Genomic DNA, 10427 nt, shown 5'->3' on the forward strand with positions numbered 1-10427 from the left:
GTTCAGCCCATCGCCTGAGTCACGATGGCGAACAGCGCAGGCGCATCCGCCGGCGTGCTCAGCGGCGCCCCGCGCACCATGGTGGTGGGCGCGTCCACGCGCAGCAGGCCGATGCTCTCCAGCCATTCGGCCAGGCCGCTGTCGAAATCGATATCGATGCGCGTGAAGTGCCCAGCGTTGACGCCGGCCAGATGGGCGATCAGCGCCTTGGCGCCCTGAACGTCGGGGGCGACCACCGGGCCGATGGCGTGGCCGCGTCCGAAGCGGCGCAGCATGGCGAAGCCGCGCGGCTCGCCGTCGTCGTCCAGCACGACGCAGGAATCGGCGTTGGCCAGCAGGTCTTCGAGCAATGCGTCGCGCGGCATGCCGCGTGCCTCGGCGTCGAGCTTGGCGAGCGCATCGGCCTCGTTGAGCCCGGCCGGGCGCAGGCGCCAGCCGGGGGGCAGGGCGATCAGCGGCGTGGGCTGGGCGATGCCCTGGTGCTGGCGCACCTCGCCGGTGCGCACGAAGCCCAGTCGCTCGTACAGGCCGCGCCCTTCGGCGGTGGCATGCAGCAGCACTGTGCTGTCGTCCAGGCCTTCGAGCAGCGCGCTCATCATGCGATGGCCGATGCGCCGGCCCTGGCACGCCGGCGTGACGATCACCAGGCCGATGGTGGCGTGGTGCGCGCCCCAGCGCCAGCGCTGCGCCGTGGCGATGATCTGGCCGTCGCGCTCGGCGACGATGCCCTCATCGGCGTGCGCAAACATCTGCGCCCAGTCGGCCGGGCGATGCGGCCAGCGTTGCTCTTCCGACAGGGCATGCGCCGCGGCCAGGTCATCGGCGGTCATCGGGCGCAGCACCACGCCGTCGTCGGCAAGGGTGTCTTGATCAGGCGCAGCTGAGGCAGGCATGGGCGATGTCCTTCTTACGAAAGCGAGAGCGAGTACCGGCAATTATCTTGGACGACATCGCCCGGCGCGGCCAGAACGAATTCGGGTTTGCCCGCAATTTGCAAGCATCGTCTGCCGAGGGTGTCGGTTTCGCAATTCGATGCGGTGGCGCTCGCGGTTACGAACACAAATGCCGAGCCTTCCTGCCTAGCATCAATGACCTTATTTCGATACGGGTGCCGGCCTGCGGCACCCCGCCAACTTGTGCCGACGCTCGTGCCAGTTTTCGACCCTCAGACCATCCGCGTGCCCTCGGGCCACTTCATCGGCGGGCAGCTTGTGCCTGATGCCGGTCGCATCGCCGTGCGGCGCCCTTCCGACAACGAGGTGCATGCCGAGTTGCCGCTGGCCGATGCCGCCATGGTGGACGCCGCCGTGCAGAACGCGTGGCAGGCCTGGCGCACCAGCGATTGGGCGCGCCGCGCCCCGCGCGAGCGGGCCCGCGTGCTTCGCCGCTGGGCCGAGCTGATCGAAGCCGACATCCCGCACCTGGCGCCGCTCGAAGCCGTGTGCTCCACGCGCCCGGTGCACGATGCGGCTGCGTGGGACGTGCCGTTCACCGCCGAGGGGTTGCGCTTCTTTGCCGAATATGCCGACAAGCTCGGCGGCGACGTGGCCGCCACGCGGCACGATCACCTGGGCATGGTGGTGGCCGAGCCGTATGGTGTGGTGGGCGCCATCACGCCGTGGAATTTCCCGCTGGTGATGGTGTCGTGGAAGGTGGGCGCGGCGCTGGCCGCCGGCAACGCGGTGGTGCTCAAGCCGTCCGAGATGACACCGTATTCCGCCATCCGCCTGGCCGAGCTGGCCGTCGAGGCCGGCGTGCCGGCGGGGTTGTTCAACGTGGTGCAAGGCGACGGCCGCACCACGGGCGATGCGCTCACGCGGCATCCGCGCATCGCCAAGATGACCTTTACCGGATCGACCCGCACAGGCGCCGCCATCATGGCGACGTGCGCATCGCACGGCCCCAAGCCAGTCACGCTGGAGCTGGGCGGCAAGAGCCCGCAGCTCGTGTTCGATGACGTGCCGGACATCGACCGGCTGGCCGGAATCATCGCCGGTGCCATCACCGGCAACGCGGGGCAGGTGTGCGTGGCAGGCTCGCGGCTGATCGTGCAGCGGGGCATTGCCCAGGCATTGATCGAGCGTATCGGAGTGCGCTTTGCCGCCCTGCGGCCGGGTGCAACCTGGGACAACACCGCCACGCTGCCGCCCATCATCTCGAACGCGCAGGCAGCCCGCATCCTCGACATTGTGGAGCGTGCGCGCGATGCCGGCGCTGAGGTGCGCTGTGGCGGCGGCCTGTTTGGAGACGGCCCGGGCGGCGCGTACTTCCAACCCACGCTGCTCGATGGCGTGCATGCGGACAACCCTGCAGTGCAGGAAGAAATCTTCGGCCCCGTGCTGACCGTGCAGACCTTCGACGATGAGGAAGAGGGCCTGGCGCTGGCCGCGCACGAACACTACGGCCTGGCGGCTGGCGTGCACACCGCCGACATCGGACGCGCGCTGCGCGCCATGCGCGGCATTGCCGCCGGCACGGTGTGGATCAACCGCTATGGGCGCAGCGCAGACTTTGTTATCCCCACCGGCGGCTACCACCAATCGGGCATCGGCAAGGACCTCGGGCGGCAGGCCGTGGAGGCCAACCTGCGCTTCAAAAGTGTGCTGATCGATTTTGCTGCGGCGCATTAGCGGTGCAGCCGTGGCGCGTTGGGCACGCCAGCGGTGCAGACCGCATGGCATGCCGCAGGCCCCATTGCAAACAGCAGCTTTCTGACGTAGGGCCCTGCATTTCCCTACAACCGCTGCGAGCCTGCGTGCTTCAATGATTTCGTCATAACCCTGTTGCCGAGACCGCATAAGCGCGTCGCACTTCAAGGACCCGAGGACCCGAGACCATGACCTTCCGCCCCAAGTACGTCACCTTCGATTGCTACGGCACGCTCACGCGCTTCCGCATGGGCGAGTTGACGCGCGAGCTGTTTGCCGACCGCATCCCGGCCGAGCAGATGGAGCAGTTCATCGCCGACTTTACCGCCTACCGTTTCGACGAGGTGTTGGGCGACTGGCAGCCCTACGAGGTCGTGCTCAAGAACGCCGTTCGCCGCCTGTGCAAGAAGTGGAAGATCCAGTACTTCGACGCCGACGGCCAGACCTACTACGACGCGGTGCCCACCTGGGACCCGCATGCCGACGTGCCAGAGGGATTGGCCAAGGTGGCCAAGGAGATCCCGCTGGTGATCCTGTCGAACGCCGCCGACGACCAGATCCAGAAGAACGTGGCGATGCTCGGTGCGCCGTTCCACCGCGTGTACACCGCCCAGCAGGCCCAGGCCTACAAGCCGCGCCTGAAGGCCTTCGAATACATGCTCGACTCGCTGGGCTGCAACCCGGAAGACGTGCTGCACGTGTCGTCGAGCCTGCGCTACGACCTGATGTCGGCGGACGACATCGGCATCGTCAACAAGGTGTTCGTCAACCGAGGCCACGGCCCGGGCAACCCGGCGTACCGCTATACCGAGATCCAGGACATCGGCGGGTTGCCGGGTGTCGTCGGTCTCTGAACGGCATGCACTACGATCCCGCCCCCACTGCCACAATGAAGCTCGACTCCTACTGGACCGATTCGGTGCCGGCGCTGGCGCTGGAAGCGCACGATCTGCCGGCGCAGGTGGATGTGGCGATCGTCGGTGGCGGCTTTACCGGGCTATCGGCTGCCCTGGCGCTGGCGCGGCGCGGCGCTAGCGTGGTGGTGCTGGAGGCGGGTGACACCGTGGCGCCCGAGGCGTCGGGGCGCAATGGCGGCCACGTGAACAACGGCCTGGCCGTCGACTATGCCGACTTGGCTGCCAAGGTGGGCGTGGAGCGCGCCCGCGCCTGGTATCACGCCTATGACGCCGCCGTCGATACGGTGGAGCGCATCGTGCGCGAAGAAGGTATCGCCTGTGACTTCCAACGCAACGGCAAGCTCAAGCTCGCCACCAAGCCGCATCAGATGGATGCGCTACGCCGCAGCGCCGATCGCCTGATTGCCGACGGCGTGGACACCGACGTGGAGATTCTCGACGCCTCCCGCGTGCGCGCCGAGGTGCAGAGCGAGCGCTTCCACGGCGGCCTGCTGTACAAGCGCAGCGGCCAGATGCACATGGGCCGCTTTGCGCAGGGCTTGGCGCTGGCTGCGCAGCGCCAGGGCGCGCAGATCCACACGCGCACCTGCGTGCAGCGCATCGAGCGCGTGCAGGGTCAAGTGCACCGCCTGCACACGGCGCGCGGCACGGTGCAGGCCAAGCAGGTGCTGCTCGCGACGGGCGCTTCACGGCACGGCGGCTATGGCACCTTCGGCTGGCTGCGCCGGCGCATCGTGCCCATCGGCAGCTTTATCGTGACTACGGAGCCGCTCGGTGCGGAACGTGCTCACGCGCTGCTGGCCGCACGCCGCACGTACGTGACGGTGGCCAATATTCACCACTACTTCCGCCTCACTCCGGACCACCGGCTGGTATTCGGCGGCCGGGCGCGCTTTGCGGTCTCCAGCCCGCAGCAGGATGCCGCCAGCGGCGAGATCCTGCGCGCCGGCCTGGCCGAGACCTTCCCGCAGCTCGGTCAGGTCCGCCTCGACTATTGCTGGGGCGGCCTGGTCGACATGACGCAGGACCGGCTGCCCCACGCCGGCGAGCACGACGGCTTGTTCTATTCGATGGGCTACAGCGGCCATGGCACGCAAATGTCTGTGCATATGGGCGAGCGCATGGCTGCCGTGATGGCCGGCGACGCTGCCGCCAACCCGTGGCGTGATCGCGCATGGAGCGCCATTCCCGGCCACTTCGGCCCGCCGTGGTTCCTGCCGGCGGTGGGCATGTACTACCAGCTCAAGGACCGGTTCAGTTGAGCCTCCTGGCCAATTTTCTTCCTATCGCAACGCAGTCTTCGCTGTTTTCTTTTCAGATCCATCAGGAGCCCCACCATGAGCGACAGCCGTAAAGAGTTCGAGACCCTTGTTGGCCCAAGCGAAAGCCTGCGTGTGATGGAGTCGCTCAAGCGCGGTGCCTCGCGGCGCGACGTGCTGAAGATGCTGATGGCGGGCGGTATGCAGGCCGCGCTGGCCGGCAGCCTGGCGGGTACCGCCGTGAGTGCCTACGCGCAGACGCCACGCCGTGGCGGGCGCATCCGCGTGGCTGCCGCCACCGCCGCTGCCACCGACACGCTGGACCCCGCCAAGCAGTCGAACCAGAACGATTACGTCCGCTGCAACATGGTCTACAACGGCCTGTTCGTGCTCGACGGCAGTCTCACGCCGCGCCCCGCGCTGGCCGAGTCGTACCACACCGCCGATGCCAAGACCTGGGTTTTCACGCTGCGCAAGGGCGTGACCTTCCACGACGGCAAGGCCCTGGCCCCGGCCGACGTGGTGTACTCCGTCATGCGTCATAAGGACCCGGCCACCGCCTCCAAGGCCAAGGTGCTGGCCGACCAGATCGAGAGCATCAAGGCCACCGGCCCGAACGAAGTCACGGTGGTGCTAACCGCCCCCAACGCCGACCTGCCGGTGATCCTGGGCACGTTCCATTTCCACATCGTCAAGGACGGCACGACCGACTTCAGCGCCGGCATCGGCACTGGGCCTTACAAGATCAAGGAGTTCAAGCCCGGCGTGCGCACGCTGGTGGTGCGCAACGATGCGTACTGGAAGCCTGGCAAGCCCTACCTCGACGAGATCGAGTTCGTCGGCATCGGCGACGATAGCGCGCGCGTCAACGCACTGCTCTCGGGCGGGATGGACCTGGTGGCTTCGGTCAACCCGCGCGCAGTGGCACGCGTGAAGAGCACGCCCGGATACTCCATCTTCACCACGCAATCGGGCCAGTACTCTGACCTCATCATGCGTAAGGATATGGGCCCCGGTGCCAGCCCGGACTTCGCCCTGGCGATGAAGTACCTGTTCGACCGCGAGCAGATGAAGAAGACCATCGCGCTGGACTACGCAGTGCTCGCCAACGACCAGCCGATCGACCCGACCAACCGCTTCTACTTCAAAGACCTGCCGCAACGCCCATTCGATATCGAGAAGGCGAAGTTCCACCTGCAGAAGTCCGGCGTGAGCGGCAAGATTCCGGTGGTGGCATCGCCGGCCGCCCAATATTCGGTGGAAATTGCGCTGGTGCTGCAGCAGACCGCGCAGCGCATCGGGCTGGACCTCGATATCAAACGCATGCCGGCCGACGGCTACTGGTCCAACCACTGGCTCAGCAGCCCGGTGGGCTTCGGCAACGTCAACCCGCGCCCCAGCGCCGACACCATCCTCACGCAGTTCTTCAAATCCGATGCGGCGTGGAACGAGTCGCGCTGGAAGAATCCGAAGTTCGACCAACTGCTGATGTCGGCCCGCGCCGAGACGGACGTGGCCAAGCGCAAGCAGATGTATGCCGATATGCAGACCCTGATCCACGACGAGGCGGGCATCGGCATTCCGCTGTTCCTGGCCAGCATCGACGGGCATACGTCCAAGCTCAAGGGGCTCTCGCCGATTCCGCTGGGCGGCCTGATGGGCTATTCGTTTGCCGAGAACGTCTGGCTCGAGGCCTGACGGTGCTGCAGCCGGCATTGCATTGAAGGGGCTTTCAATGAATCGCGTCATTCTCAAGCTGCTGGCCCGGCGCGTGCTGCTGGCGCTGCTGTCATTGCTGGCGGTGTCGGTGATCGTCTTCTCGATCACCGCCGTGCTGCCGGGCGACGCCGCGCAGGAGCAACTGGGCCAGGACGCCACGCCCGAGGCGCTCGCCGCGTTGCGCGCGCAGATGGGCCTCGATGTGCCGGCGCCGCTGCGCTACCTGCACTGGCTGGGCGGCATCGCGCACGGTGATCTGGGCCAGTCGACCACCACGCAGATGCCGGTGGCGGAGCTGGTGGCGAGCCGCCTGCCCAACTCGCTGCTGCTGGCGGCGGTGACCGCGCTGTTCTCGGTGCCGATCGCCCTGAGCCTGGGCATTGCCTCGGCGGTGTGGCGCGGCTCGTGGTTCGATCGCGTGGCCTCCACGGCTGCAGTGGCCGTGGTGTCGGTGCCGGAGTTTCTGGTGGCCACGCTGGCGGTGCTGGTGTTTGCGGTCAAGCTGCACTGGCTGCCCGCGCTTTCGTACGTGAACGACATCGCATCGCTCGGGCAGATGCTGCAGGCCTTTGCCATGCCGGTGCTGAGCCTGTGCTGCGTGATCGTGGCGCAGATGATGCGCATGAGCCGCGCGGCGGTCATCGATCAGCTGGAGGCGCCCTACATCGAGATGGTGCGCTTGAAGGGGGCATCGCCCATGCGCGTGGTGCTGGCGCATGCGCTGCCCAACGCGGTGGGGCCGATCGCCAATGCGGTGGCGCTGTCGCTGTCGTACCTGCTGGGCGGTGTGATCATCATCGAGACCATCTTCAATTACCCCGGCATTGCCAAGCTGATGGTCGATGGCGTGTCACAGCGCGACATGCCGCTGGTGCAGGCCTGCGCCATGATCTTCTGCGCAGGCTACCTGCTGCTGGTGACCACGGCCGACGTGTTGGGCATCGTCGCCAACCCCCGCCTGCGTTACCGCTGATCCCATGAACGAGAGCCTGACGATGGAATCCACGCCTTCTTCCCCTCCGCTACCAGCCGCGACACCGGTGTCGCGCCACCGGATACGGCGCGTGCTGAGCGGCTTTGGCGCAATGGGCCTGATCAGCCTCGCGGTGCTGCTGTTCTGGCTGTTGGCGGCGGTGGTCGGTCCTGCACTGTTGCCGGCCCACCTGATCACCAGCGGCGACGGCAACGGCGATGTGTTCGGGCCCATGAGCGCCGCCCACTGGTTTGGCACCGACTACCTCGGGCGCGACATGTTCGTGCGCGTGGTGGAAGGCGCGCGCTATACGGTGGGCGTGGCGCTGGTGGCCACCTTGCTGGCCAGCGGCATGGGCACGGTGCTGGCGCTGTTCGCAGCGGCCATGGGCGGGCTCGTCGATGCCGCATTGAGCCGCGTGCTCGATACGCTCACCGCCATCCCCAGCAAAATGTTCGCGCTGATCATGGTGGCGGGTTTCGGCTCGTCGGTGACGATGCTGGTGCTGACGGCGGCCATCATCTACGTGCCGGGCGCCTACCGCATCGCGCGCTCGCTGGCGGTCAACATCAACGCGCTGGATTACGTGACCGTGGCGCGCACGCGCGGCGAGGGCACGTGGTACATCATGCTGCGCGAGATCCTGCCCAACATCCTCGGCCCGATGCTGGCCGACCTGGGCCTGCGCTTTGTCTACGTCGTGCTGCTGCTGGCCAGCCTGAGCTTCCTGGGCCTGGGCATCCAGCCGCCCTCGGCCGATTGGGGATCACTGGTGCGCGAGAACATCGGCGCGCTGCCCGATGCAGGTGCGTCGGTCATCGTGCCGGCGCTGGCCATCGCGAGCCTGACCATCGCGGTCAACCTCGTCATCGACAACCTGCCGGGCCGCGCGGCCCGCGAACGCGGAGGGCGTTGATCATGGGCGCATCCGTTGTTGTCGAAGGCCTGCACATCACCGCAGGCGAGCAGACCCTGGTGGACCACCTGAGCTTCGCCATCCAGCCCGGCGAGGTGCTGGCGTTGATTGGCGAATCGGGCTCCGGCAAGACCACCACCGCGCTGGCGCTGATGGGCTACGCGCGCCATGGTTGCAGCATCGCCGGGGGCAGTGTGCGGATCGGCAAAGGAGCGGGCGCGATCGATGTCCTGCACCTGCCGCCCGCCGAGCAGCGCGCCCTGCGCGGGCGCACCGTGGCCTATATCGCGCAGAGCGCGGCGGCCTCGTTCAATCCGTCGCGCACCATCCTGGACCAAGTGGTCGAGCCCACCCGCATCCACAGCACGATGACGCGCGCCGAGGCCGAGGCCAAGGCGGTGCAGTTGTTCCGCGAGCTCGCGCTGCCCAATCCGGAGACCATTGGCGAGCGCTACCCGCACCAGGTGTCGGGCGGGCAGTTGCAACGGCTGATGGCTGCGATGGCGCTCATCACCGATCCGGACCTCGTGATCCTGGATGAGCCCACCACGGCGCTGGACGTGACCACGCAGATCGAGGTGCTGCGCGCCTTCCGCCGCGTGGTGCGCGAGCGCCGCGCCACCGCCGTGTATGTGAGCCACGACCTGGCCGTGGTGGCGCAGATGGCCGACCATATCCTGGTGCTGCGCGGCGGCCAGATGCAGGAGCTGAACCCGACAGCGCATATCCTGGCCACGCCCGACCACGATTACACCAAGAGCCTGCTGGCCGCAGCCCGACCCGCACCGCGCCCGGCGGAGCGCTGCATGGGCGAGGGCGAGTTGCTGCTCGACGTGCACGAGCTGGGCGCGGGCTATGGGCCGGTGGATGCCCAGGGCCAACCGGCCATGCGCATTCTCGACGACATCAACTTCAAGCTCTATCGGGGGCAGGCCATCGGCGTGATCGGTGAGTCGGGCTCAGGCAAGACCACCCTGGCGCGCGCCATCGCGGGCCTGATCGCGCCGTGTCACGGCAACATGACCTTCGCCGGCCGGGAGCTGAAGCCGATGCTCGCCAACCGCACGAAAGAGGAGCTGCGCCGTATCCAGATCGTGTTCCAGATGGCCGACACGGCGCTCAACCCATCGCACACCATCGAGCGCATCCTGGCGCGGCCGCTCCAGTTCTACAAGGGCTTAAAGGGCGAAGCGCTGCAGCGGCGCATCCGCGAGCTGCTCGATCTGGTCCGGCTGCCGCACAGCGTGGCGCAGCGCCTGCCCGGCGGGCTGTCGGGCGGGCAGAAGCAGCGCGTGAACCTGGCCCGCGCCCTGGCCGCCGAGCCCGACCTGATCCTCTGCGACGAGGTGACTTCCGCGCTCGATACCGTGGTGGGCGCGGCCGTGCTCAACCTTATGGCCGACCTGCGGCGCGATCTGGGCGTGTCCTACCTCTTCATCAGCCACGACCTGCACACCGTGCGCGCGGTGTGCGACGAGATCGTGGTGATGCAGCACGGCCGCAAGCTCACGCAGGTGGCGCGTGCCGACTTTGATCGCGGCCCGCATCATCCGTACTACGAACAGCTCGCCGCCTCGGTGCCTGAACTGCGCCAGGGCTGGCTTGAAGAGCGGGACCACGCGATACCCCATCCTGCGGCCCTCTCCGCCTGAATGCACAAGATGAACCAGACAAGGAACGACATGATCCCCGCTTTCCGCATCGCGATCATTGCCGGAGACGGCATCGGCAAGGAAGTCATGCCCGAAGGCCTGCGCGTGATCCAGGCCGCGGCCGAGCGCTTCGGCTTCGAGCTGGAGTGCCACCACATCGAATGGGCGAGCTGCGACTACTACCTCCAGCACGGCAAGATGATGCCGGACGACTGGAAGGCCCAGCTCAAGGGCATGGATGCGATCTTCTTCGGCGCGGTGGGCTGGCCCGCCACGGTGCCCGACCATATCTCGCTGTGGGGCTCGCTGCTCAAGTTCCGCCGCGAGTTCGACCAGTACATCA

Annotated in this window: 9 protein-coding genes; 8 read left to right on the forward strand and 1 reads right to left on the reverse strand. The window is 67.4% G+C overall.

Features of this window, described 5'->3' with window-relative positions; all coding sequences use genetic code 11:
- Nucleotides 1-2: 2 nt before the first annotated feature.
- The gene (locus tag QZ609_RS09155) at nt 3-893 is read right to left on the reverse strand and encodes a GNAT family N-acetyltransferase (protein WP_295493564.1); all 891 of its coding nucleotides are present in this window, start codon (nt 891-893) and stop codon (nt 3-5) included.
- Nucleotides 894-1148: 255 nt separating this feature from the next.
- Here QZ609_RS09155 and QZ609_RS09160 point away from each other — a divergent pair, with 255 nt between their 5' ends.
- The 8 genes from QZ609_RS09160 to QZ609_RS09195 all read left to right on the forward strand — a co-directional run.
- Nucleotides 1149-2630 carry an aldehyde dehydrogenase family protein gene (locus tag QZ609_RS09160; RefSeq protein WP_295493567.1) on the forward strand — a complete coding sequence of 494 codons (1482 nt, stop codon included), beginning with the start codon at nt 1149-1151 and terminating at the stop codon, nt 2628-2630.
- 206 nt (nt 2631-2836) lie between these two features.
- The gene (locus QZ609_RS09165; RefSeq protein WP_295493570.1) at nt 2837-3502 is read left to right on the forward strand and encodes a haloacid dehalogenase type II; all 666 of its coding nucleotides are present in this window, start codon (nt 2837-2839) and stop codon (nt 3500-3502) included.
- Between the two features lie 35 nt (nt 3503-3537).
- On the forward strand, nt 3538-4827 hold the full coding sequence (locus QZ609_RS09170) for an FAD-binding oxidoreductase (protein ID WP_295493573.1): 1290 nt from the start codon (nt 3538-3540) through the stop codon (nt 4825-4827).
- 75 nt (nt 4828-4902) lie between these two features.
- Nucleotides 4903-6522: an ABC transporter substrate-binding protein gene (locus tag QZ609_RS09175; protein WP_295493576.1), complete on the forward strand. Its 1620-nt coding sequence runs from the start codon at nt 4903-4905 to the stop codon at nt 6520-6522.
- Nucleotides 6523-6559: 37 nt separating this feature from the next.
- Nucleotides 6560-7516, forward strand: coding sequence for an ABC transporter permease (locus tag QZ609_RS09180; protein WP_295493579.1), 957 nt, complete (start codon nt 6560-6562; stop codon nt 7514-7516).
- A 22-nt stretch (nt 7517-7538) separates the two neighbouring features.
- Nucleotides 7539-8432 (forward strand): ABC transporter permease, encoded by an 894-nt coding sequence (locus QZ609_RS09185; protein ID WP_295493589.1) that lies wholly within the window; start codon nt 7539-7541, stop codon nt 8430-8432.
- Between the two features lie 2 nt (nt 8433-8434).
- The gene (locus QZ609_RS09190; protein ID WP_295493583.1) at nt 8435-10084 is read left to right on the forward strand and encodes an ABC transporter ATP-binding protein; all 1650 of its coding nucleotides are present in this window, start codon (nt 8435-8437) and stop codon (nt 10082-10084) included.
- A gap of 30 nt (nt 10085-10114) precedes the next feature.
- On the forward strand, nt 10115-10427 hold a 313-nt coding region (locus QZ609_RS09195; RefSeq protein ID WP_295493592.1), incomplete at its 3' end, for an isocitrate/isopropylmalate family dehydrogenase.

The sequence above is a fragment of the uncultured Ralstonia sp. genome, from assembly GCA_913056305.1.
Taxonomy (GTDB): domain Bacteria; phylum Pseudomonadota; class Gammaproteobacteria; order Burkholderiales; family Burkholderiaceae; genus Ralstonia.

What these genes read in the sequence shown, in the direction of transcription:
- QZ609_RS09170 (WP_295493573.1), top strand. Translation starts at nt 3,538, where the DNA reads ATGAAGCTCGACTCCTACTGGACCGATTCGGTGCCGGCGCTGGCGCTG.
- QZ609_RS09155 (WP_295493564.1), bottom strand. Translation starts at nt 893, where the DNA reads ATGCCTGCCTCAGCTGCGCCTGATCAAGACACCCTTGCCGACGACGGC.
- QZ609_RS09180 (WP_295493579.1), top strand. Translation starts at nt 6,560, where the DNA reads ATGAATCGCGTCATTCTCAAGCTGCTGGCCCGGCGCGTGCTGCTGGCG.
- QZ609_RS09165 (WP_295493570.1), top strand. Translation starts at nt 2,837, where the DNA reads ATGACCTTCCGCCCCAAGTACGTCACCTTCGATTGCTACGGCACGCTC.
- QZ609_RS09175 (WP_295493576.1), top strand. Translation starts at nt 4,903, where the DNA reads ATGAGCGACAGCCGTAAAGAGTTCGAGACCCTTGTTGGCCCAAGCGAA.
- QZ609_RS09185 (WP_295493589.1), top strand. Translation starts at nt 7,539, where the DNA reads ATGGAATCCACGCCTTCTTCCCCTCCGCTACCAGCCGCGACACCGGTG.
- QZ609_RS09190 (WP_295493583.1), top strand. Translation starts at nt 8,435, where the DNA reads ATGGGCGCATCCGTTGTTGTCGAAGGCCTGCACATCACCGCAGGCGAG.